At 67.5% G+C, this 23,206-nt stretch carries 24 protein-coding genes; 23 read left to right on the top strand and 1 reads right to left on the bottom strand.

From position 1 onward, the window contains the following. Nucleotide 1: 1 nt before the first annotated feature. From R2910_01365 to R2910_01315, 11 genes are all read left to right on the top strand, one after another. On the top strand, nucleotides 2-1,207 hold the full coding sequence (locus R2910_01365) for a type II secretion system F family protein (GenBank protein ID MEZ4411618.1): 1,206 nt from the start codon (nucleotides 2-4) through the stop codon (nucleotides 1,205-1,207). A gap of 132 nt (nucleotides 1,208-1,339) precedes the next feature. Further along, complete coding sequence (locus R2910_01360) at nucleotides 1,340-1,852, top strand: nuclear transport factor 2 family protein (GenBank protein ID MEZ4411617.1); 513 nt, start codon at nucleotides 1,340-1,342, stop codon at nucleotides 1,850-1,852. A gap of 125 nt (nucleotides 1,853-1,977) precedes the next feature. After that, on the top strand, nucleotides 1,978-2,322 hold the full coding sequence (locus tag R2910_01355; protein MEZ4411616.1) for a metalloregulator ArsR/SmtB family transcription factor: 345 nt from the start codon (nucleotides 1,978-1,980) through the stop codon (nucleotides 2,320-2,322). A 48-nt stretch (nucleotides 2,323-2,370) separates the two neighbouring features. After that, entirely contained in the window at nucleotides 2,371-3,237 is an 867-nt protein-coding gene (locus R2910_01350; GenBank protein ID MEZ4411615.1) for an arsenite methyltransferase, read from the top strand. Further along, a complete protein-coding gene (gene arsB / locus R2910_01345) occupies nucleotides 3,234-4,334 on the top strand; it encodes an ACR3 family arsenite efflux transporter (GenBank protein MEZ4411614.1) in 1,101 nt (366 codons plus the stop codon). Before R2910_01350 ends, arsB begins: the two co-directional genes overlap by 4 nt. Nucleotides 4,335-4,342: 8 nt before the next feature. Further along, on the top strand, nucleotides 4,343-4,831 hold the full coding sequence (locus R2910_01340) for an arsenate reductase ArsC (GenBank protein ID MEZ4411613.1): 489 nt from the start codon (nucleotides 4,343-4,345) through the stop codon (nucleotides 4,829-4,831). Next, a complete protein-coding gene (locus R2910_01335) occupies nucleotides 4,828-5,451 on the top strand; it encodes a hypothetical protein (GenBank protein ID MEZ4411612.1) in 624 nt (207 codons plus the stop codon). Before R2910_01340 ends, R2910_01335 begins: the two co-directional genes overlap by 4 nt. A 59-nt stretch (nucleotides 5,452-5,510) precedes the next feature. Beyond that, on the top strand, nucleotides 5,511-6,137 hold the full coding sequence (locus R2910_01330) for a TetR/AcrR family transcriptional regulator (GenBank protein MEZ4411611.1): 627 nt from the start codon (nucleotides 5,511-5,513) through the stop codon (nucleotides 6,135-6,137). Continuing rightward, nucleotides 6,134-7,117: an efflux RND transporter periplasmic adaptor subunit gene (locus tag R2910_01325; protein ID MEZ4411610.1), complete on the top strand. Its 984-nt coding sequence runs from the start codon at nucleotides 6,134-6,136 to the stop codon at nucleotides 7,115-7,117. Before R2910_01330 ends, R2910_01325 begins: the two co-directional genes overlap by 4 nt. Further along, nucleotides 7,114-7,860 carry an ABC transporter ATP-binding protein gene (locus R2910_01320; protein ID MEZ4411609.1) on the top strand — a complete coding sequence of 249 codons (747 nt, stop codon included), beginning with the start codon at nucleotides 7,114-7,116 and terminating at the stop codon, nucleotides 7,858-7,860. The genes R2910_01325 and R2910_01320 overlap by 4 nt, the downstream gene beginning before the upstream one ends. Beyond that, a complete protein-coding gene (locus R2910_01315) occupies nucleotides 7,857-8,987 on the top strand; it encodes an ABC transporter permease (GenBank protein MEZ4411608.1) in 1,131 nt (376 codons plus the stop codon). Before R2910_01320 ends, R2910_01315 begins: the two co-directional genes overlap by 4 nt. A gap of 104 nt (nucleotides 8,988-9,091) precedes the next feature. Here R2910_01315 and R2910_01310 read toward each other — a convergent pair whose 3' ends face one another. Next, nucleotides 9,092-9,835 carry a DUF2461 domain-containing protein gene (locus R2910_01310; protein ID MEZ4411607.1) on the bottom strand — a complete coding sequence of 248 codons (744 nt, stop codon included), beginning with the start codon at nucleotides 9,833-9,835 and terminating at the stop codon, nucleotides 9,092-9,094. A gap of 158 nt (nucleotides 9,836-9,993) precedes the next feature. Here R2910_01310 and R2910_01305 point away from each other — a divergent pair, with 158 nt between their 5' ends. From R2910_01305 to R2910_01250, 12 genes are all read left to right on the top strand, one after another. Further along, complete coding sequence (locus R2910_01305) at nucleotides 9,994-11,655, top strand: ATP-binding protein (protein MEZ4411606.1); 1,662 nt, start codon at nucleotides 9,994-9,996, stop codon at nucleotides 11,653-11,655. Then, nucleotides 11,652-13,034: a sigma-54 dependent transcriptional regulator gene (locus tag R2910_01300; GenBank protein ID MEZ4411605.1), complete on the top strand. Its 1,383-nt coding sequence runs from the start codon at nucleotides 11,652-11,654 to the stop codon at nucleotides 13,032-13,034. Before R2910_01305 ends, R2910_01300 begins: the two co-directional genes overlap by 4 nt. Before the next feature lie 351 nt (nucleotides 13,035-13,385). After that, a complete protein-coding gene (locus R2910_01295) occupies nucleotides 13,386-13,796 on the top strand; it encodes a prepilin-type N-terminal cleavage/methylation domain-containing protein (protein MEZ4411604.1) in 411 nt (136 codons plus the stop codon). Between the two features lie 95 nt (nucleotides 13,797-13,891). Beyond that, nucleotides 13,892-14,356: a prepilin-type N-terminal cleavage/methylation domain-containing protein gene (locus R2910_01290; protein ID MEZ4411603.1), complete on the top strand. Its 465-nt coding sequence runs from the start codon at nucleotides 13,892-13,894 to the stop codon at nucleotides 14,354-14,356. Nucleotides 14,357-14,372: 16 nt separating this feature from the next. Beyond that, entirely contained in the window at nucleotides 14,373-15,587 is a 1,215-nt protein-coding gene (locus tag R2910_01285) for a HAMP domain-containing sensor histidine kinase (GenBank protein MEZ4411602.1), read from the top strand. Further along, a complete protein-coding gene (locus tag R2910_01280; GenBank protein MEZ4411601.1) occupies nucleotides 15,568-16,968 on the top strand; it encodes a sigma-54 dependent transcriptional regulator in 1,401 nt (466 codons plus the stop codon). Before R2910_01285 ends, R2910_01280 begins: the two co-directional genes overlap by 20 nt. 128 nt (nucleotides 16,969-17,096) lie before the next feature. Further along, entirely contained in the window at nucleotides 17,097-17,468 is a 372-nt protein-coding gene (locus R2910_01275; protein MEZ4411600.1) for a hypothetical protein, read from the top strand. Beyond that, nucleotides 17,468-18,325, top strand: a complete 858-nt coding sequence (locus R2910_01270; protein MEZ4411599.1) for a prepilin-type N-terminal cleavage/methylation domain-containing protein — start codon at nucleotides 17,468-17,470, stop codon at nucleotides 18,323-18,325. The genes R2910_01275 and R2910_01270 overlap by 1 nt, the downstream gene beginning before the upstream one ends. A gap of 17 nt (nucleotides 18,326-18,342) precedes the next feature. Next, a complete protein-coding gene (locus R2910_01265) occupies nucleotides 18,343-18,795 on the top strand; it encodes a hypothetical protein (protein ID MEZ4411598.1) in 453 nt (150 codons plus the stop codon). 178 nt (nucleotides 18,796-18,973) lie between these two features. Continuing rightward, nucleotides 18,974-19,780, top strand: coding sequence for a DUF4382 domain-containing protein (locus R2910_01260; protein ID MEZ4411597.1), 807 nt, complete (start codon nucleotides 18,974-18,976; stop codon nucleotides 19,778-19,780). A gap of 194 nt (nucleotides 19,781-19,974) precedes the next feature. Then, nucleotides 19,975-20,547 (top strand): sigma-70 family RNA polymerase sigma factor, encoded by a 573-nt coding sequence (locus R2910_01255; protein MEZ4411596.1) that lies wholly within the window; start codon nucleotides 19,975-19,977, stop codon nucleotides 20,545-20,547. Continuing rightward, complete coding sequence (locus tag R2910_01250) at nucleotides 20,534-23,188, top strand: serine/threonine-protein kinase (GenBank protein ID MEZ4411595.1); 2,655 nt, start codon at nucleotides 20,534-20,536, stop codon at nucleotides 23,186-23,188. The genes R2910_01255 and R2910_01250 overlap by 14 nt, the downstream gene beginning before the upstream one ends. The last annotated feature ends 18 nt before the right edge of the window (nucleotides 23,189-23,206 follow it).

Below are 23,206 nucleotides of genomic sequence, written 5' to 3'. Positions count from 1 at the left end.
CATGCCGCTCTTCGAATACACGGCCAAGAACGCCACCAACGGGCAGATCATGAAGGGCCAGATGCAGGCCCAGACCCGCGACGAGGTGGTGGGCCACATCCGGAAGAACCGCCTGATCCTGGTGAACATCCGGGAGGCGCCGAAGCAGATGTCGTTGAGTTTCGGCAAGGCCCCGATCAAGACCCGCGACGTCGTTATCTTCACCCGGCAGTTCGCCACGATGATCAATTCAGGCCTGCCGCTGGTGCAGTCGCTGTCGATCCTGGCGTCCCAGACCGAAAACAAGTCGCTGAAGGAGGTCACCAAGCAGGTGGTCTTCGACGTCGAGGCCGGCAACACCCTGGCTGACGCGTTCAGCCGGCATCCCAAGGCCTTCTCCGGCCTCTTCGTGAACATGGTGGCCGCGGGCGAGGCCGGTGGTATTCTCGACACCATTCTGCTTCGGTTGGCCACCTTCCTCGAAAAGAACGACGCCCTGATCCGCAAGGTGAAGAGCGCCATGGTCTACCCGGCCGTCATCATGAGCGTCGCGGCCATCGCCATCACGGTGCTGCTCATCTTCGTCATCCCGGTGTTCCAGAGCATGTTCGCGTCGGTCAACATGGAACTCCCGTTGCCGACCCGTATCGTCATCGGGATGTCGGAGTTCCTGATCGGCTACTGGTGGGCCATCGCCGCCACGATCGGCGCCGCGGTCTTCCTGGTCCGGTCGTACTACAAGACGCCGGACGGGCACAGGAACATCGACAAGCTGATGATCAACTCGCCGGTGCTGGGCGACGTCATCCGGAAATCGGCGGTCTCCCGGTTTACCCGGACGCTCGGTACGCTGATCAGTTCCGGCGTGTCGATCCTCGACGGGCTCGAGATCACCGCCAAGACGTCGGGCAACCGCGTCATCCACGACGCGGTGATGGAGTCCCGGGCGTCGATCGCCGGCGGTGAGACGATTGCCGCCCCGCTCGAGCGCTCCAAGGTGTTCCCGCCGATGGTCATCTCGATGATCGCGGTCGGTGAGCAGACCGGCGGTCTCGACGAGATGCTCTCCAAGATTGCCGACTTCTACGACGAAGAAGTCGACGTCGCGGTCGGCACCCTCCTGAGCCTCATGGAGCCGGTGATGATCGTGGTGCTCGGTGTGGTGGTCGGCGGCATGGTCGTCGCCATGTACCTCCCGATCTTCGACATGATGAACGCGATTCAGTAGGCTGGGCAGGGAGGCAGCAGGGCAGGGCGGCGGGCGGTCCTTCGGGGCCGCCCGCGTCGCGTTGGGGCCGTCCGAATCCCCAACCGTACAGGGCTCGTAGGGACTGGATTCCTCAACCAGTCGGAGCCCCGCATGTCGCGAGCGTTCGCCCTTTCCTTCCTCCTGCTGTTGCCCACCGCAGTCAGGGCCCAGGAAACCGCCCCCGCTGCCCCCCCGGCCCAGCCGTCGTACGCTGCCGATTCCGCCGCCATCGTCCAGGTCGTGACCCGCCTCTTCGACGGCATGCGCACCCGCGACACCGCCATGATGCGCACGCTTTTTCACGAGCCGACGCCCATGCGGAGCGCCTACGTCAGTCGGGGGGCAAACACGATCAGCGCGGACGGCCCCGACGACTGGTTCCAGGGAATCGTCAGCGCCCCGGATACGCTCCTCCTCGACGAGCGACTGGGGCCGCCGGAGGTCCGGGTGGACGGGAACCTGGCCTCGATGTGGGTCTACTACGAGTTCTACGCCGGCGACCGCTTTTCCCACTGCGGCGTCGACAGCATCCAGTTTGGCCGCACCGACGAGGGCTGGAAAATCATCCTGCTGTCGGACAGCAAGCGGCGGACGGAGTGCGCCAAGTCGCTCCCCAAGTCGTAACCCGCGGGGTCGCGGGGACGATCGTCATCCCGGCTTGCGCCCGGAGTGACGGTGGATCAGCAATCCCGCTCCCCCTCCGTCCCACTGTCTCTTGACATATCAACAATTATTGATACGTTTGAGCCATGCCAACACCGGTCAAGCTTCAGCCTGCCGCTGCCTCCGCCACCCGAGTCCGGGTTGCCCGTCTCTTCCAGGCGCTGTCCGATCCCACCCGGCTGCAACTCGTGGAACTTCTCGCCGACGGTGAGCACTGCGTTTGCGACCTGATGGCCGCGGTCAGCGCCGCGCAAAGTCGCCTCTCCTTTCATCTGAAGACGCTGAAGGACGCCGGGCTCGTCATCGATCGGAAAGAGGGGCGCTGGGTCTACTACAGGCTGCGGCCGGAAGCGCTCGAGGAAATGGCGGACGCGCTGCACCTGGTCCGCGAGGCGCGTCCCGGCGCCTGGCGGAGCATCACCTGCTGTTAGAGGCGGGGCTGCAGGGCAGACGGACACTCAATTGAAGGGGAAGCAGAGATGTCGGAGAGCATCAAGCAGATCGTGAAGGAGAAGTACGGTGCCGCCGCGCTGCGGGCGGCCGAAGGCCAGGGCAGTTCCTGCTGCGGCGGGAGCGACGGCTGCGGCACCACAGATCCGATCACAAGCGACCTGTACGAGGCGGCGCAGGTCGCCGGCATCCCTGCCGAGGCGGTGCTGGCATCGCTCGGCTGCGGCAACCCCACGGCGCTGGCCGCGCTTGAGCCAGGGCAGGTCGTGCTGGATCTCGGCTCCGGCGGCGGCATCGATGTGCTGCTCTCCGCGCAACGGGTTGGACCGACCGGCAAGGCCTACGGCCTGGACATGACCGATGAAATGCTCGCGCTGGCGCGCCGCAACCAGCGGGCCGCCGGTGTGACCAACGTCGAGTTCCTCAAGGGTGACATCGAGCATATTCCGCTGCCGGACGCCTCGGTGGATGTCATCATCTCGAACTGTGTCATCAACCTCGCCGCCGACAAGCGAAAGGTGTTCGGCGAGGCGTTCCGGGTGTTGAAGCCGGGAGGGCGGTTTGCCGTCTCCGACGTGGTGGTCCGGGGCGACGTGCCGCAGGAAGTCCGCCGGAGCATGGAGCTCTGGGTCGGCTGCGTCGCCGGCGCGCTCGAGGAGCGGGAGTTCGAGGCCTGGCTGCGCGCGGCGGGGTTCGAGGACACGACGGTGGAGCCCACCCGCGTCTACAAACTCGCGGACGCGAGGCAGTTTCTTTCGGAGGCGGGACTCGATCCCGACGCGATTGCGGCCGACATCGATGGCAAGTTCATGGCGGCGTTCATCAGGGCCACCAAGCCAAGCCAGGTCCCCGACGTGGCTGGCGCGCCCTGCTGCGCTCCCGGATGTTGCGAGTGACCGCATCTCCGACGGACGCCAGCGTCGTCCACGGCGCCGGCGTCCTGAAGCGCCTCTCCACCCTCGACCGCTATCTGCCCCTCTGGATTTTCGCAGCGATGGGAGCGGGCCTTCTGCTTGGCAGGCTCTTCCCGGGGCTCGGGGCACTCCTTGACCGGGTGCAGGTGGCCGGCGTCTCCGTGCCGATCGGGCTCGGGCTGCTGTGGATGATGTATCCTGTGCTCGCCAAGGTCCGCTACGAAAGCCTCGGCTCGCACGTGGCCGACCGCAGGCTGATCGGCACATCCCTCGTGCTCAACTGGGTCATCGGCCCTGTGGTGATGTTTGCCCTTGCCTGGTGGCTGCTGCCCGACCTCCCGGCCTATCGCAACGGCCTGGTGATCGTCGGGCTCGCGCGGTGCATCGCGATGGTGCTCATCTGGAACACCCTCGCGGGCGGGTCGGGGGAGCTGGCGGCCGTGTTGGTCGCCCTCAACTCCATCTTCCAGGTGCTCACCTACTCGTTCCTCGGTTATCTCTTCCTGACTGTCATCCCCGGCTGGCTGGGCGGCAGCACCGCAAGCCTCGATGTCTCGATGCTCGACATCGCGCGCTCGGTGCTGATCTTCCTCGGGGTCCCCCTCCTGGCCGGCTACTGGACCCGTCGCACCCTGGTGCGCCGGCGCGGTGTGGAGTGGTACGAAGGGTCCTTTCTCCCCCGCATCGGCCCGACGGCACTGCTCGGCCTGCTCTACACGATCGTCCTGATGTTCGCGATGCAGGGCGACCGGATTCTCGACCGCCCCTGGGACGTGTTCCGGATTGCGCTCCCCCTGCTGCTCTACTTTCTCGTGATGTTTGGCACCTCGCTGCTTCTCACCTGGCGGCTCCGGTTCCGGTACGAAGATGCGGCGGCCGTCTCCTTCACCGCCGCCGGCAACAACTTCGAGCTGGCCATCGCGGTGGCCATCGGGACGTTCGGCATCGCCTCAGGCGAGGCACTGGCCGCGGTGGTCGGTCCGCTCATCGAGGTGCCGGCGCTGATCGGGCTGGTGTACGTGGCGTTGTGGGCCCGTCGGTTCTTCCCTGCAGCTTCTGCCTCCTCTCCCGCGCGCTGAGTCCTGCCATGCCAACCACGCCGCCGCCGATGCGCATCCTGATTCTCTGCACCGGTAATTCCGCCCGCAGCCAGATTGCCGAGGCGCTCTTCGCCGCCAAAGGTCGAGGCCGGGTCGAGGCGGCCAGCGCCGGCTCCCGTCCCGCCGAACGGGTCAATCCATTCGCGGTGGAGGTGCTCGGCGAGGCGGGGATTGACTGGCAGGGAAGGACACCACGCGGAATGGACGGCCTCGAGCGGGAGCACTGGGACTTCGTGATTACCGTGTGCGACCGAGCCAAGGAGAGCTGTCCCTACTTCCCCGGGCAGCCGGTGCTGGCCCACTGGGGCATGCCGGACCCCGCCGAGGTGGAGGGGAGCGACGATGTGAAACGGGCGGCCTTCCGCGATACCTTCGTCACCCTGAGCCGCCGGATCGACCTCTTCCTGGCGCTCCCCGTCGAGAAGCTCGAGCGGCTGGCGCTCGAACGCCGGGTGAAGGAGATCGGAACCGAATGAGCGACTTCAGTCCGAGGGAACATCGACTCTCCGTGACGCGCTCCGCGCGCTGTTTCTCACAAGGCGGCGAGGCGGCATCCGAGGCGTGGATGGTGCTCCACGGGTATGGCCAGCTGGCGTCGCGGTTCCTGCGCGGGTTCGCGTCGCTCGCCACTCCTTCCCGGTTGCTCGTGGCACCGGAGGGACTCTCGCGATTCTACCTCGAGGCTGGGGCGGGCAAGGTTGGAGCCTCCTGGATGACCAGGGAGGACAGGGCACAGGAGATCGAGGACTACCTCGCCTACCTGGAGCAGGTGCGCGCGCTGCGAGTCCCTCCAGTCCCGCTCACGGTACTCGGATTTTCGCAGGGCGTGGCGACGGCGTCGCGGTGGGCGGTGGCCACCACCCCAGCCCCGGTGCGGCTCATCTGCTGGGGTGGGCTGGTGCCGGAGGAGATCTCCGCCGCCTCCCTGATCCCGATGCGCCTCACCTATGTGGTTGGGGCAAAAGAGGAATGGGCCCCGGCGCCGGCGGTGGAGGCACAAGCGGCCTCGTTCCGGGCGGCCGGTGTGAGCGTCGAGGTGGTGGAGTTCGAGGGCGGGCACGAGATCCGGCCCGAAGTGGTTGCGCAACTCGTGTGAGCACATGGGGGTACGTGTCCTATTGACATTTCGTTAACTAAACGATTAATTAGTCCACTATGGACGCACCTCACGACTCCCGCACCGGGATCCTCGACGCCGCCGAGCAGCTCTTTGCCCGCCAGGGGTTTCGGTCGACCACCATCAAGGCCATCGCCGGCGAGGCGGGGGTCAATACCGCCCTCCTGTACTACTACTTCCCCGACAAGCAGGGCCTGTATCACGCCGTGCTCGAGCGGGCCTTCGGCGGGTTGATCGATGAGGGGCAGGACCGGCTCACTGGTGACCCCGACCCGGAACAGGCGGTCCGGGCCTTCATTGCCCTGCAATCGTCCTATTTTGGCCGCCATCCCAATCGCCCCCACCTCTTCGTCCGCGAGCTCCTCGATCATGGAGCGGAACATGCCGCGGGCCAGTTGACCCGCCTGGCTGCCACCCTCTTCCGCCGGCTCTGCGGCATCATCGAACAGGGCCAGGCCACCGGGCAGTTTCGTCCTGATCTGGACCCGCGCCGTGCCGCCATTTCCGTCATCAGCCAGGTCGCCTGGTTCCAGGTGGCGCGGCCGGCCATCGGCATCCTGGTCGGTGCCGGCACTGCCGGCCCGCCATCTGAATGGGCAGATGCCTTTCCCGCGCATGCCGCCGACTTCGCCATCTCGGCGCTCCGTCCCACGAGGCCCTCATGATGAAACGTGCACGCCACTTTGCTATCACCACCGCCGTCGTGCTGGCCGCCTGTTCTGGAGCGGAGCCGCGTGATGTCGTCGCCACCGGCACGCTGCAGGTGGACGAGGTGGACATCGGCCCGATCGCCCCGTCGCGCGTGGTCCGGGTGTACGTGGAGGAGGGGGACTCTGTCTTCCCCGGAGACACCCTTGCCACGCTGACGCAGGCCACACTCGCCCCCGACCTTGCCATCCGGGAAGCCCGGCTGCAGTCGGCCCAGGCGCAGCTGCTCGAACTCGAACGCGGGACCCGCCCCGCCGAGTTGCAGCGCGCACGGGCGCAGGTGGAGGCCGCCGAGGCCGAGGCGGAACGCACCGCGGTCGAGCTGCGGCGGGCCAAGAAGCTGATTGAGGCCTCGAACATCAGTCAGCAACAGCTCGACAATGCCCAGGCGGCCGCCACCACCGCCGCCGCCACGCGGGATGCGGCCGCGGCAACCCTCCGTCTCCTGGAAGAGGGAGCACGCACTGAACAGATTCAGGCGGCGCGTGCGGAGGTCGCGAGCGCGCGGGGAGCCGTGGCCGCCGTGCAGGCGTCGGTGGCGGAACTCGTCCTGATTTCCACGGTGCCGGGCGTGGTGTCCGGGCGGCATGTGCAGCCGGGCGAAGTCGTCGGCGCCGGGCAGGCCGCCGTCACGATTTCGCGGGCGCAGCGGCCGTGGGCGCGAGTGTACGTGGGCGAGCGAATGCTGCCGTACGTGCATGCCGGGCAGGAGGTCGAGGGGGCGCTCGATGGCGTGGATGGGGCCACCTTTCACGGCATCATCGACTATATCAACACCAGTGCGGAGTTCACCCCGCGGGTGGCGCTCACCGAACAGGAGCGCGCCGACCTCGTCTTTGGCCTCAAGATCTACTTCGCGCCCGACTCGACCGGATTGCTCAAGGCGGGCCTTCCCATCACCGTCACGATTCCGATCTCCCCGGGCACCACCCCATGAGCGACACTGCCGCCATTCACACGGAGGCGCTCCGCAAGGTGTTCGGAGACGTCGCCGCTGTGGAGGGACTCGACCTCACGGTGCGTCGTGGCGAAGTCTTCGGGCTCCTGGGCCCGAACGGCTCGGGCAAGACCACCACCATTCGCATGCTCACCGGGCTCATGGCACCGACCAGTGGTCGTGCCACGGTGGATGGGGTCGATGTGACGGTGGCACCGGAACAGGTCCGACGCCGGATCGGGTACATGTCCCAGCGGTTCGGGCTCTATGACGACCTGACGGTGGAAGAGAACATGCGCTTCTACGCGTCGGTCTATGGGCTGCGCGGCGACGTGCGCGCCCGGCGTCTGGAGGAACTGGTGGCCGAGCTCGGCCTTGGTGACCGGCTCCACCAGATGGCCGGGACGCTGAGCGGCGGGTGGAAGCAGCGGCTCGCACTCGCCTGCGCCACGGCCCACCGACCCCAGGTGCTCTTTCTCGACGAGCCGACGGCAGGCGTCGATCCGGCGGCGCGCCGGCAGTTCTGGGAGTTGATTTACGACTTCGCGAAGCGGGGCATCACCATCCTGGTGACGACCCACTACATGGACGAGGCGGAGCGCTGCCACCGGCTGGCGTTCCTCTCCCGGGGGCACCTGATCGCGGTGGGAACGGCGGAAGAGGTGCGGCAGCAGTTCGATCAGCCGAGCATTGAGGACGTCTTCATCGAACTGCAGCGGCGTGACGAGGGGGTATCGGTATGAGCCTCCGCGAGCGCCTGGCCGCGTCCACCGTCTGGCCCATGCTCTGGAAGGAATTCATCCAGATGCGCCGGGACCGCCTCACGCTCGGGATGATGCTGGGCATTCCCGCCATTCAGCTTGCCATGTTCGGCTATGCCATCCAGACCGAGGTGCGGCACCTTCCGACCGTCGTGCTCGACGAATCGCGCAGTTCGGAGAGTCTCGCGCTGGTGGACCAGCTTCGGAACACCGGCAACTTCGACATCGTGGGGTACGTCCCCGACCGGAAGGCGCTGGACGAGGAGATCCGTGCCGGGCGCGCGATGGCCGGCCTCGTCATCCCGCCGACCTACCTGACCGATCTCCGCCGCGGTCGCACCGCCCAGGCACAGGTCATCGTGGACGCCGCCGACCCGCTGGCGTCCAGCGCGGCGATGGGCGGCGCGGCACAAGCCGGGTCGGCCCGCGCCCTCGCGATCCTGTCGCGCACCACCGGGCGTGGGCCGCCCATCGAGATCCGTGTGCGCCCCTGGTACAACCCGGGGCTCCGCAGCGCGGTGTACATCGTGCCCGGCATCATCGGCGTCCTGCTGTCCGTCACGATGATCCTGATCACCTCGATGTCCATCGTGCGCGAGCGCGAGCGCGGCACGCTCGAGCAGTTGATTGTCACGCCCATCGACAAGACCAGCCTCATGATCGGGAAGATCGTTCCCTTCATCCTGGTCGGGTATGTGCAGATGACGGTGATCCTGATTCTCGGACGGGTGCTGTTCAACGTCCCGATCCGCGGGAGCCTGCTGCTCCTCTACGCGCTCACCTTCGCGTTCATCGTGGCCAGCCTGGGGATGGGGTTGTTCATTTCGACCGTGGTCCGGACGCAGGCGCAGGCGATGCAGCTCGGCTTCTTCTTCCTCCTGCCGAACATCCTGTTGTCGGGGTTCATGTTCCCCCGTGAGGCGATGCCGCTGGTGGCGCAGTGGATAGGCCTCGTGCTGCCGCTCACGCATTTTCTCAAGGTGCTTCGGGGCATCATTCTCAAGAACGTCGGCATCGTGGAGTTGTGGGGTCCGACACTCGTCCTCGTTGTCCTCGCGACGCTGTTCCTCGTGCTCAGTGTGCGGCGATTCAGCAAGCGGATTGAATAGCGAGTTCTGTCATTGCGAGGAGGCCCCGCAGGGGCCGACGAAGCAAGCTCGGTCCGGCACGAGATTGCGTCGGCCGCTCCGCGGCCTCGCAATGACAGAGCAGATCAATACCGGCGTACCTTCGATCGCAGCCCCAGCGCGGTGTTCAACCACCGGACAAACGGACGCAGCGCGCGAAAATCCGCCGCCAGCATGGACACCAGGCGCGGACTCGTCACCATCGCCGGCGAGAGCGGGCGCGACACGATGAACGACTTGTAGCGGAGCCACTCCTCCGCGGGATGGCCCGGCGCGTAGCCGCGGGGGAGCCGCTTCAGCATCCCCTCCTCGCTCAGCCGGCCATATCGGCGCCGGAAGGCGGGTGCACGGACGATCTTGGCGAAACCCGCCGGATTGTCCGCGAGAGCCGCTCGCAGCTTGGCGAGCGATCCGGACGCCGGCATCCAGATGCCTCCGGCCACGAAGCAGCCGGCAGGTTCCAGGTGCAGGTAGTACCCGGCACCCCCCTCGGCATCCTGGCCGACCCCGCGCCCGGCGTCCTGATGGTAGAACCAGCACCCGGCGTTGGTCTTGTAGGGCGACTTGTCCCTCGAAAAGCGCACGTCGCGGTGGATCCGGAACAACGAGCGGCGGGGATCGCCGACAATCTCGGGTGCGATGGAGGCCAGGCGGACGTCCAACTCCTCCACCAGCGCCGCCATCGGCTTGCGGAGGCTCTGCTCGTAGCGGGGCCGGTTGGCGGTGAACCACTCCCGGTTGTTGTGGCGGGCGAGGGCACGCAGATAGGCGAGGGCGTCGGGCCCGATTACGGCGGTGGCGGCCCGGGTCGAAGCGGACTTGGCAGGCATCGGTCATTCACTCCTTGGTCGAATCGCTTGCCCTCGACACGCAGGGCGTCCTACAATTATTACATCAGTCGCCGCATTGCGCCGCCGGCGCCGATGCGTTCTTTCCCCGACGAGGCCCCATGGATCCCGCCACACCGCCCGACACTGGAGCGACGCCCGTGGCCGTGCCTTCGGGCCGGCGGGGGCTGGGGTGGGCGCTGCCGTCGCCGCGTCGGCTGATTGCCTGGCTCTTCGCCGCCCGGATGGTGCTGGCGGTCGCCACGCTGCTCGGGGCCTCGCTCTCCTGGACCCGGTCGCCCGACGTCTCCTTCATCGTCACGATTTCGGTGCTGCTGGCCTTTACCGTCACCGCGTACGGCTGGTGGGCGGTCTGGATCAACAACAGGAACATGGGGCCGGTCTTCCTGACCGTGCAGGCGGTGGTGGACCTTGGCCTCGTGACCACCCTGGTGCACTTCACCGGTGGGGCGGACAGCCCGCTCTCGGCGCTGTACGTCGTGGTGCTCGCCGCCTACGCCGTCCTGTTGCCGCTCTGGGCGGGGATCATGGTGTCGCTCCTGGCCAGTGCCCTCTACTTCCTGGTGGGCATGCTCGATGGTGGGGGGCTCGGCCTCGCGTTCTGGGGCCAGGTGGTCATCTTCAACACCGTCTTCGGCATCGTCGCGGCCCTGGGCGCACGCCTCCGGCAGGCCGGCGCCGAACAGGATACGCTTGAACTGGAGTTGCGTCGGGTCCGGCTCGAGGCAGACGACATCCTGCTCAATATCCGCTCCGGCGTGCTGACCGTAGATGGCTTCGGTCGGCTGGCGTTCATCAATCCAACAGCCGAGCGGCTGCTTGGCATTGATGGCAATACCCAGGTCGGCCTGCCGGTCCTCGATAGCCTCAAGTCCAAGAGTTCCGAGTTGTGGGCCTGCCTGGTGGCCGGCATCCGGAGTGGACGCAAGGTAAATCGCGCCGAGGGGATCGTCTTTCGGGAGGACGGAAGCTCCTTCCCGATCGGGCTCATGACGACAACCTTTGCCCGCGAGACCTCCCAGCACCCGTCGGTGACGGCGCTCTTCAACGATATTTCCGAGAGCAAGCATCTGCAGGAGCTGCACCTGCGCGCCGAGCGGCTGGAGGCGGTGGCTTCGCTGAGCGCCTCGCTGGCGCACGAGATCCGGAACCCCCTCGCCTCGATCCGGAGCTCGGTGGAACAGCTTGCCGCGGCCACGGGCGCCGGCGACGACGAGCGGACGCTGGCCACGCTGATCGTGCGCGAGGCGGACCGGCTCAGCCGGCTCCTGAGCGAGTTCCTCGACTTCTCACGGGTTCGCGCCGCGCGACGGGAGCCGGTGGACCTGCGCGAGATTGCGACGGCCGCGGTCCACCTGGTCGAGGCGCACCCGGAGTGCCATGCCGACACGGTGTTGCAGGTGACGGGCCCCGTGGCCATTATCGATGCGGATGAGGACCTCCTGCACCGCGTGATTGCCAACCTGGTGTTGAATGCGGTGCAAGCCGCCGCGGGGCCGGTCAACGTGACGGTGCGCATCGGGCCCGCCCTGCAAAGCGACGTGCCACGGGGCAGCGGAATCGAGTCGCCGATCCGGCTCGACGTGATCGACGACGGTCCCGGCATTCCAGAGGAGCTTACCGACCGGCTCTTCCAGCCCTTCGTAAGCGGCCGTCCGGGTGGCAGCGGGCTCGGGCTTGCCATCGTCCAGCGGGCGGTGGAGGCGCACCGGGGTTTGATTACGGTGACCTCGACGGTCGGCGAGGGAACCACCTTCACCATATTCCTGCCCGCCAAATGGTCGGCTGAGGAAGACGAATGAGCGCGCAGCCCACATTGTTGATCGTCGACGACGAGTCCGGCATTCTCGACACCCTCCGCATCCTCCTGAAGAAGGAAGGGTTCGAGGTCACGACCGCCCAGGGCGGGAAGGCGGGGCTGGAGGCGATACGGACCGGCCAGTTCGATATCGTGCTGAGCGACGTCCGGATGCCGCAGGTGACCGGCATCGACATCCTGCAGGCGGCCCGCGATCAGGATCCGATGACCCCCGTCATCCTGATGACGGCGCAGGCGTCGCTCCAGACCGCCATCGGGGCCGTGAATGCCGGCGCGTTCTATTACATCCAGAAGCCGTTTGCGAACGACGAGTTGCTTACCATCCTGCGCCGGGCCGCGGAGTTCCGCTCCGTCAGGGTGGAGAACAAGCAGCTCAAGCAGGAGATCAAGCGGCGGGAGCGCGGTGGAACCACGCGGCCGATCGGCAAGTCCAAGCGCTTCCTCGACGTGCTCAAGCTGGCCGAGCAGGTGGCGCCGACGGACTCCACCGTGCTCATCGGCGGCGAGAGCGGCACCGGCAAGGAAGTGGTCGCCCGGCACATTCATTACCTCTCCGACCGCGCCGAGGGGCCCTTCTTCAGCATCAACTGCGGTGCGTTGCCGGAGAATCTGCTGGAGAGCGAGCTCTTCGGGCACGTGAAGGGATCGTTCACCGGGGCGGTGCGCGACAAGCAGGGGCTCTTTGCGGCGGCGCGGGGGGGGACCTTCTTCCTGGACGAGGTCGGGGAGATGCCGCCCTCGCTGCAAATCAAGCTGCTTCGGGTATTGCAGGAACGCGAGGTGATCCCGGTCGGGTCGACGGAGGCCATACCGGTCGACGTGCGGATCGTCGCCGCGACCAATCGCGAACTCGAGGAGGAGATCCGGCGTGGCACCTTCCGCTCCGATCTTTTCTATCGGCTGAACGTCATTGCTCTCGACCTGCCGCCGCTGCGCGACCGCCGCGACGACCTCCTCCTCCTGGTCGAGTGGTTCCTGCAGGGGATGGCGACGCAGTCCGGGACCGAGCCGAAGGCGCTCTCGTCCGAGGCGCTCGATGCCGTCATGGTGTACGACTGGCCCGGCAACGTGCGCGAACTCGAGAATGCGCTGGAGCACGCCGTGGTACTGACGAGGGGGAACCTGATCGAGCCGCAGCACCTGCCGGAACGGATCACCCGGCGCCGGAAGGAGCCGCTGGTCACCGACCGGTCCTACAAGAACCCGGCGCTGGACGTGATCGAGCGGGCCTACATCATGTGGGTGCTGCAGGCGGAGGGAGGGAACAAGACCCGGGCGGCGGAAGTCCTGGGGATCGACCCCTCCACCTTATATAGGAAGCTGAGCCGGTACGAGGAGACGGCGGCGCCGGTGGCGGAATAGGGTGGAAGAACGGCCGTCACGCCGGCTTGCGCCGGAGTGACGGCCTACGCACCTTCGGCCCCGCTGCCCCGCTGCCCCGCTGCCCCGCTGCCCCGCTGCCCCGCTGCCCCGCTGCCCCGCTGCCCCGCTTCCCCACCCCCCCGCCCTTGCAAAATCCCCCTCCAAAGGCTTGCAACCCGCCATGCAAACGTTGGCGCGACAAAGTGTAACTACATGTTGTTAAAAGGGTTACACCCTGGAATTCGATGCTGGCATAGTCGTTGCCCTTCCATCAGCCCGGGAAGGAATTTGAAGGGACCGATCACGGTCAGCAGCACAATGCAGGATTCATTCTCTCTGGAGGTTGTACCCATGTTGAACCGCAAGGGCTTTACCCTGATCGAGCTGCTGATTGTCGTCGTGATTATCGGCATTCTGGCAGCCATCGCGATTCCGAAGTTCGCGAGCACGAAGGAGAAGGCGTACCTGGCCTCGATGAAGTCCGACCTGCGCAATGGCGCGACCGCTCAGGAAGGCTACTTCGCCGACAACCAGGTGTACCTCAGCGGCGCCGCCAGCAACCTGGCCGGCGTGGCCACCCCGCTCGTCGCTCTCGGCAACTACGTGCCGTCGGCTGGCGTGACCGTGACCTTCACCGCGACTGCGGGCACGGGCTGGAGCGCCGTCGCCTCGCACAGCGCGACCGCCAAGACCTGCTCGATCTTCATCGGCGTCGCGGCAGTTGCCCCGGCCACCGTCGAAGGCGAGCCGAAGTGTAACTGAGCCTAGCCCAGGCTAGACTCGGCAGGGCAACCTGAATCGGGGCGGCGGTCTACGGGTCGCCGTCCCTTTTCACACCCTCTCACAGGATCTCAACCATGCGCGAAGACAATCGGCAGGACACGAGGGAGCAGGCCAACAGTGCCGCCGGGGAGAAGCGTCGCTTCGCCCGCTCGGCCGGCCGGGCCGGCTTCACCCTGATCGAGTTGCTCATCGTCGTGGTGATCATCGGGATCCTGGCCTCCATTGCCATCCCCAAGTTCGGGAGCACGAAGGAGCGCGCGTACCTCGCCAAGATGAAGGGCGACCTTCGGAACCTGGCGACGGCGCAGGAGGCGTACAACAGCGACAACCAGGTCTATTACGGCGGCGGCATCCCGAACCCGATCCTGGCCTACAATCCGTCGAGCGGGACCACGATCACCATCACCGAGGCCACGGCCGGTGGATGGGCGGCGACGGCCAGCTACACCGGGACCACCAAGACCTGCGCAGTGTTCTTCGGGAGCGCGGCGGCACCGGCGCCGGCCACAAGCGAGGGGCAGATCACCTGCGACCCGTAATCGCGAGGGATACGCAGTGACCCATGAATCGGGGCCGCCACACGACGGGCCGCCTGGCGGCACGCCAGGCGGCCCGCTCCGTTCACTCCGGACCGAGCTGCTCTTCAATCTGGCTTTCCTGACTTCGGCGGCGGTGGTCCTCGCCAGCCTGACGACCCTCCTGGTCGCCTCGCTGGATCCGGACGCCGCCGTCTGGACGCTCTGGATCCTCTGGGCCGCGAGCACCCTCCTCTTCGTGCTCTTCGGCCGCCACCTGGTGCGGCGGCTGGTGCTCACGCCGCTCAGCGAATTGTCGGCAGAGGCTGATCGCCTCGCCAACGGCGATGTCTCCGCGTCGCCCGCGGCCTTCGAGACCCGCGAGCTCGCGCATCTCGCCGATCGCTTCCACTCGATGGCCGAGCAGCTGCTCGACGTGCAGAGCCAGGCGGTACGCGCTGAAAAATTGGCCGGGGTGGGGCGCCTCGCCGCCGGCGTCGCGCACGAAATCCGGAATCCCCTCGGCGCGTTCGGCACCTATGTCGAGGTGCTCCGCCAGCGCGGGGCCGATGCCGCCCTCGTCGACGGCATGCGGCGCGAAGTGGCGCGGATGGACCGGATCGTGGAAGGGTTGCTCGACTACGCGCGCCCGGGTGCGCCCTCGGGCGCGACTTCGCTCGCCGAGTTGGCCCGGGATGTCGTGGGGTTTCTGGGCGACCAGGGCGCGCTCAAAGCGCACGAGATCGTCCTGGAGGTGAGCGATTCGCTCCACCCCGTGCGCGGCGACCGGAAGGCGCTGGAACAGGTGCTGGTCAACCTGGTGCTCAATGCCCGGGATGCCTCCCCCGAGGGGGGGCGCATCTGGGTGGGGGCCGTGCCGAAAACCTTTGTTCCTCGCAACGTGCCAGAGCACCGGGCGGGGGACGGGAATGGGGCAGGGGGGGCCCCGGACCGCCCTGGAGCGGCTGGTCGGCGTCCCTGGCGGCCGGACCTCCCTGCGGGCACGGCCGGGGGGCTGCTCTACGTGGCCGACGAGGGGCCTGGTGTCCCCGAGGATGAGCGAGAACGCATCTTCGACCCCTTCTATACCACCAAGGACCCCGGGAAGGGCACGGGGCTTGGTTTGGCCATTGTGGCGCGGACTGTGCATGACGCCGGGGGAGTAGTCTGGGTCGACCGCGCCCGCGAGGGCGGGGCTGTCTTTAAAGTATTCCTGCCACAGGCAGAGGCGGTTGATGCGCATTCTGGTAGTTGACGACGATCCGGGTCTTCGGCAATCGCTGGGACTCTTGCTCTCCGAGGCCGGTCACGAGGTGACCGCCGAGGGAGACGCTCGGCGTGCCCTGGCGCGCGCCCCGGAAGTCGAGCCGGATGTCATCCTCTCCGATGTGCGCATGCCCGGCATGGACGGCCTGGAGTTCCTGCGTGAATACCGCACCGCCGGCGGCGATGCGATTCTCCTGATGATGAGTGCCTATGGCACGGAAGACGCCGCCATCGCCGCCATGCGCGAAGGAGCGTACGACTACCTCCACAAGCCGTTCCGTCCCGACGAAGTCCTGCTGACGCTGCGCAAGGTCGAGGAGCGCGAGGGGCTCCGCCGTGAGGTGGAGTCGCTGCGCGCCTCGCTCGGCGCAGGCCAGGTGCAGGACGAGGTGGTCGCCGAGAGCGCCTCGATGCGTCACCTCCTCGAGCTGGCCAGCCGTGTCGCCGCGCACGACACCACGGTGCTCATCACCGGCGAGAGTGGCACCGGCAAGGAAGTGCTGGCGCGGTCAATTCACCGGATGAGCAAGCGCTCCGAGGGACCGTTCGTGGCCATCAATTGCGCGGCCATCCCGGAGCAGTTGCTGGAGTCCGAACTCTTCGGCCACGCGCGGGGCGCCTTCACCGGCGCCACGGGTGAGCGGGCGGGACTGTTCGAGGAAGCGACCAACGGGACGCTGCTGCTCGATGAAATCGGCGACCTGCCGGCCGGCCTCCAGGCCAAGCTGCTCCGTGTGCTCGAGGAGCGCGAGGTCCGGCGCGTCGGCGAATCGAAGAGCCGCCCGGTCAACGCGCGCCTCATTGCGGCGACCGCCCGCCGTCTCGAAGATGCACGAGCCGCCGGCGAATTCCGCGACGACCTGTACTACCGGCTGAATGTCGTGGAGCTCGAGGTGCCGCCACTGCGCGACCGCCCGGAGGATGTGCCGGCCCTGCTGGCCCATTTTGCCCAGCACACCGCGCAGCGCCTCGGTCGCGCCATCAGCTTCAGTCCGCAGGCCCTCAGCTACCTCAGCCACTACAAGTGGCCCGGCAATGTGCGCGAGTTGCGCAACGCGGTCGAGCGCGCGGCCGTGCTCAGCGAGTCCGGCCGTCTCGAGCGCGACTCGTTCCTCTTCGGCGCGGCGCCGGCGGTGAACGGGAACGGTATCGGCAACGGCAACGTCAATGGGAACGGCCATGGACATGCCACCGACCACCCGGCTGCTCCCGGTGACCTGCTCCTCAAGGGCCGCGTTGAGGCGCTGGAGCGCGACCTGGTTCAGCAGGCGCTGCAGGCCAGCGGTGGCAGCCGCCGTGAAGCGGCCGACCTCCTGGGTGTCAGCCTTCGCACGCTCTTCTACAAGCTGCGGCGGTATCGGCTCGAGTAGTGTCGGTCGTTCCCCCGCTCCACATGGTGGAGAGGGGGTCAGGGGGTGAGGTGAAGACCGCGCGCATGGGATCCCCCGTGCGCGTTTTTCGTTGTGGGCCGCCGACCGGGGCGAGTTACTGTCGTCGCATGCGAACCATCGGCCGCCAGGGGTTCACCCTTCTCGAGGTGCTGGTCTCGAGCCTCCTCCTGACCACGGGGATCGGGGCGCTGCTTGGCACGGCGGCGCTGACGGTCCGGATGGTCCACCGCGGCCGCCAGTCGATGCGCACATTGGAGGCGGCCACCGCGCAACTCGAGGCGCTCCGGGCCCAGGCGGCCACGGGATCGGCCGCATGCCGGGCGCTCCTCGATGGTGTTGATTCATCGGTCGATGGCACCGCGCGCCGTTGGACCATCACATCTGCCGGTGGGCTGCAGGAGGTGTCGATCGAGGTGTCCGTTCCAGTTCCCGGTGGGCGCGCCACCGACACCCTGGCCGCCTCGCTCTGGTGTCCCTGATGGCTCGTCCGCGCGGGGGCGTCACCCTGCTGGAACTGCTCGTTGCGCTCGTGCTCCTGACGCTGGTCACCGCCGCCGTCCTTCGGACTTCACTGGCCCTCGGGCGGCAGTCCGTGGCCGTGGCCGAGCACGCCGCGGTGCAGGCCGGAGTGCGCGCCGGGATGGTGCTCGCCCGCGCTGAACTTCGGGAACTCGGCAGCGACGCGGCTGGCGCAGACATTCTCCGCCTTGATCCCGACTCCATCACTTTTCGGGCGGCGCGCGGCTTTGGCGTGACGTGCGCCGTCTGGCCCTCGCAGATCCATATTCTGGATGCGCCACCGCTCCCGTTCAGCCGGCTCCGCAACATCGCTCCCGGCCGGGACAGCCTCCTGCTCTTTGTCGAAGGTGATTCAACCACCCCCACCGACGACCGGTGGGTTACCCTGCCGGTGCTGGCCGTTGGCTCGGCTTCGTGCGCCGGCCTGCGGGCCATCGCGGTGCAGACCTCTGACATCACCGCACTTCTCCCCTCCGGCACGACCGGTGGCATCGTCGTCGGTGGCCTGGTGCGCACCTTCGAGGTGCTCCGTCTGGCGGAGTATGCGTCGGGCGGCCAGCGATGGCTTGGCTTGGCGTCGGTGAGCGGGGGAGAGCCCATCCAACCGCTGGCAGGTCCGCTGGACGGCGACGGGCTGTCGTTCGAGTACCTCGACCATGCCGGAGCGTCTGTCGGCGATCCAGCGGCTGTGCGCAGCATCCGCATCACGCTGGTCGGCGCCAGCGAAAGGCGCGCGGCCATTGGCTGGAGCGGGGGGCCCAAAGCGTTCATTGCCGAGACGGTCTCGACCCGGCTCTTTCTTCGGAACGTCCGGTGATGAGGACGGGGGCGAGCGTGGGCCAAGTCGATGAGCGCGGCTTCGGGCTCCTGCTGGTAGTCGTGGTCCTCGCGGTGCTGGGCTTCCTCTCGCTCAGTGCCTTCGGCATCGCCCGCCGCGAATTTCGGAGCGCGATGGACGTGGGGTTCGCGGCCAAAGCATTCGAGGCCGCGGAATCGGGACTCGCCGCCGCGGCGTCGGTGGCTGGCGGGTTTGGAAGTGCCCCCCTCCGGGCTCCGCAGTCAGGCCCAGGGATCGTCGGCGATCGGACCAGGTTTGCAACGACAATGACCCGGCTCACTGGCTCCGTCGTGCTGCTGCAGTCCACCGGGGAACGGCTGGATGGGGCAGGGGAGGTGCTGGCGAGACGGCGGCTGGGACTGCTCGGGAGGATCGTCACACCGACGGGCTCGACGGTGCCCAGGTTTGAGCAACTTCAATCTCGCGGGTGGGTGCAATTGTACGACTGAATCAAGGGGAAATCGGGCAGCGTTTCCCATGCGCCAACCTGCTTGCCGATTTGCGGAGCTTGTGCGCCTCCGCACAGCCTTGCCTCATGATTGGAGGTATACTTGATGGGTCAGGTTTGCCCCGGCAGTCCAGATTCGGGGCATTGACCTCGGCACTCTCTCTGAGATGGGTAATTCTATGCGCCTCAACAGCTTGACGTTTCTCCTGGTTGGCCTTTCCCTGGCGCTCGGCGCCTGCAGCGACAGCGGCACCTCGACTGCGGAAATGGGTACCCTCACCCTCCGCCTGGCAGACGCCCCCGGCGAAGAGGTCGAAAGCGCCATGATCTGGGTATCGGGTGTGTCGGTGATTGGAGACGACGGATCCCACGTCATCAGCAGCGACACTGCTTCCTACGATCTGCTTGATCTTCAGCATGGCGTGACGGCCTACCTCGGCTCGGCCGAGATTCCGGTCGGCAACTACAACCAGCTTCGCCTGATCGTGGATTCGGCGCGGGTCACCCTGAAGGACCCTGTAACCTTCACCAGTGGCAGCAACTCCGCCCTCATGAAGGTGCCGAGCGGCTCGACTTCCGGGCTGAAAGTGAATCTGGGGAATGTGCGGGTCGTGCCAGGTGAGACCATTCTGCTGGTCGATTTCGACGTCTCCCGGAGCTTCGTCTTCCAGGGTCCTCCGGGCGGACCGAAGTCTGCGTCCTTCAAGCCGGTCCTCCACGCGACCGTCATGAATATCGCGGGCTCGATTGCGGGCACGGTCCTGCCTGACACGAGCCGAGCCGGCCTCTTTGCAATCCAGGGGGCCGACACCGTTGCCACGGCGGCGGCCGATACGCTGACCGGTGCGTATGTCATCCGCTTCCTGGCACCGGGGATGTACACCGTTTCGGCCAGCGCGACGGGGTTCCAGACCGAGACCATCGACAGCGTGATGGTGGGGAATGCTCAGGCGGTGACCGGAGTGGACTTCACGCTCGTTCCGTAGGCACGTCCCGCAGTCTCGCTGCGTTCTGCGAGCCGCCTCACCCCCGACCCCCACTCCCTCCGGGAGCGGGGGTCGTTGTTACCTGCCTCCCGGCCTACCGGCCCCGCCGCCATGGCGGAACCCCATCACAAATCCCGTTCAAGGACACAGAGCGGCTGCCTTGCCGAGGTGCTGGCGCGGCGTAGGTTGCGAGTATGACGACCGACCCGCAGACGATCACGAACCTCCTCGGCCAGTGGAGTGAAGGCGACGCAGAGGCGTTTCCGAAGCTCGTGGCGCTCGCCTACGATGACTTGCGGGCCATTGCGCACCGGCGCCTGATGGCGGGCGGTGGCGGTGACCTCGCCACGACCGCGCTGGTTCACGAGGTCTTTCTCCGTCTGGTTGGCAGTGAGGGCGGCGCATGGCAGAGCCGCGCACACTTCTATGCCTTCGCCTCGAAGGCGATGCGTCACATCCTCGTGGATCACGCCCGGCGCACCCAGGCCCAGCGACGCGGGGGCGGAGCGATCCGTGTCGAGCTCGTCGAAGGCACGGTTGGCGCCGACCAGGGTTTCGAGGACGTGCTCGGTGTGGACGAGGCCCTTGAGCGGCTCGCAAAGCACAATCCCCGGATGGCACGCGTGGTGGAGCTCCGGTTCTTCGGGGGGCTGACCATGGACGAAGTGGCGGTCGTGCTGGACACCTCAACCCGGACAGTGGAGCGGGAATGGACGCGCGCCAAGGCCTACCTGCTCGAATCGCTGGCGGGAGATGACGGCCGATAGCCCGCTGCTCTGGGAGCGCTGGGACGACGTCGACCGGTTGCTGGCGGAGGCGCTGGATCGCCCGGCCTCGGAGCGTGTCGCGTTCGTCCGCCGTGCCGCACAGGGCGACGAGGCGCTGCGTGACCTGGTCCTACGACTCCTCGAGCGCCTGGAGTCCGATTCCGGCCGCGTGACATCTCCCTCGGACCCCGTGGTGCTCGGGGCGTTCGCGGCCGGAGACGCCGCGGATGACGCCGGCGCACTGGCACCGGGCACGGAAGTCGATCGCTATCGGATCATTCGGCACCTCGGCCGGGGCGGGATGGCCACCGTGTACGAGGCCGAGCGATCAGACGGCACCTACCAGCAGCGTGTGGCCCTCAAGGTCCTCCGGCGAGGACTCGACACCGACGACCTGGTTCGTCGGTTCCTCGTCGAGCGGCAGATTCTCTCCTCGCTCTCCCATCCGAACATCGCGCGGCTCCTCGACGGCGGCTCCACCGCTGATGGCAGGCCGTACCTGGTGATGGAACTGGTGGAAGGAACGCGCATCACCGCCTGGGCCGATGAGCATCGGCTGGGCGTTCGGGCGCGACTCCGGCTCTTCCTGGAAGTCGCGGACGCCGTGCAGTCGGCCCACCGCCAGCTCGTGGTGCACCGGGACATCAAGCCCTCGAACATTCTGGTCGGCGCGGATGGCCGGGTGAAGCTGCTGGACTTTGGCATCGCCAAGCTGCTCGAGACGGATGGCGGCGAGACGGATGTCGGCGGGCGGCCGCTGACCCCTACCTACGCGAGCCCGGAGCAGCTGGAGGGTGGGCGGATCACCACCGCCACCGATGTGTACCAGCTGGGCTTGTTGCTGCGGGAACTGCTCACCGGGGTCCGCCCCGAGCCACGCAGTTCCAACTCGTGGGACCCGCCCATCCGGCCGAGCCGCACCGCCGAGCTCGCCGTGATGAAGACGCCGGTCCCGGAGTCCCGCGCGGCCCACCGGGGCACCACCCCCGCGCGCCTCGCCCGGGAGCTGCGGGGCGACCTCGACATCATCGTCAGCACGGCGCTTCGCCTCGGGCCCGACGAGCGCTATACGTCGGCGAGCGACCTCGCGACCGATATCCGTCGGCATCTGCAGGGGCTTCCGATCGTGGCGCACCCCGAGTCGGTCGCGTACCGGGCGCGCAAGTTCATCGGCCGGCACCCGACCTTCCTGCCCGGCGTCGCAATGACCCTGTTCGCTGCCCTGTTGTTCGTCGGCATGCTTATCCGCCACAACCGCCGGCTGGAACGGGAGCGGGACATCGCGACCACCGCCTCGCGCCGGGCGCAGGAAACCCAGGCCTTCCTCGTGGATCTCTTCGAGAGCGCCGATCCGCTGTCTCCGGCGGATCCGGAACGGGGGCGCAGCATCACCGTCGTGGAGGCGCTCCAGATCGGCGAAGCCAGGGTACGAGACGAATTCGCGGCGGAACCGGAACTGCAGGCCGACCTGCTCTCCGCCATCGGTGCCGTCTTCTCGAAACTGGACCAGACCGCCTCGGCCACGTCGGCCATCGGCGACGCCGTCGCGCTCCGGCTCGCCATCGGTGATACGGTCTCGGCTGAATTTTCGGACGATCTCGGGGAGCTGGCCTACCTGCTCGGCGGCAAGACCCAGTACGACTCCTCCAGGCAGCTGCTGGTGCGGCGCCTGAGGGTGGAGCGCGGGCGGACGCCGGTCGATGCCGAGCGAGAGAGCAAGGCCCTCCTTGCCCTCGCGATGCTGGAGCGCAATCGAGACCCAGTGGCCGCCATCGCGCTGGCGGAAGAGGGCGTGGCCCTGCTCCGGTCCACCAACAGCGCGCAGATGGGGGAGGCGCTGCGGCGACTCTCCGACGACTACCGCGCCGTCAATCGACTGGAGGAGGCCGAAGCGGCGGCGCGTGAGGCGCTGGCCATCTTCGAGCGGCAAGACGGCCCCGATGCGGTCGGCACCGCCATGGCCGCGCACACGCTGGGGCAGGCGCTTGGCACGCGCGGTCAGATCACGCCGGCCGTCGAGATGATGGAGCGGGCGGTCGCAATCTTTGACCAGCGCCTGGGAGCGGACCACAACTTCACGATGGCAGTGCGGAACAACCTCGGCGTATTGATGACCAACGCGGGGCGGCATGCCGAGTCCGAGGGGATCTACCGGGAGCTCCTCGAGGTCAAGCTCGGCAAGTATGGTCCGGACAACTCCCTGGTCGCTGTTGGGTACCAGAACCTCGCGGTGGCCGTCGCCGAACAGGGACGTTACCGGGAGGCCGACTCGCTGGCCCGGGAGGCAGAGCGGATCTACCGGCGCGTCATGCCGCCCGGGTCTTATGTCGTCGCCTTCCCGATGCTGACCCGGGCGGAAATCCTGCTCCAGGGTGGCAACGGGGTGGCGGCCGAGCGGGTGGCATCGGGGGCAGCCGACATCCTGAGGGGCAAGGTGCCTACGGGACATCCGGCAGCCATCATGGCGGACTGCCGCGTCGGGCGGGCCAGGCTGCTGCAGGGTGACACCACCGCCGCGCACCTCCTGCTCGATTCCGCGGTCCAGCGGATCGCGCGCATCGAGGGGGTCCGGGCGGAACACCAGGCCGAATGCCGGGACGCGCTCGCCCTTCTCACCGGCACGCCAGGCTCCAACCCGTAGGCCCTCGCAGGTCCCTCT

This window comes from Gemmatimonadales bacterium (assembly GCA_041390145.1).
In the GTDB taxonomy this organism is placed as follows: domain Bacteria; phylum Gemmatimonadota; class Gemmatimonadetes; order Gemmatimonadales; family GWC2-71-9; genus SPDF01.
The sequence above is the reverse complement of the archived record's forward strand: the minus strand, read 5'-3'. Positions and strand labels throughout refer to the sequence as shown.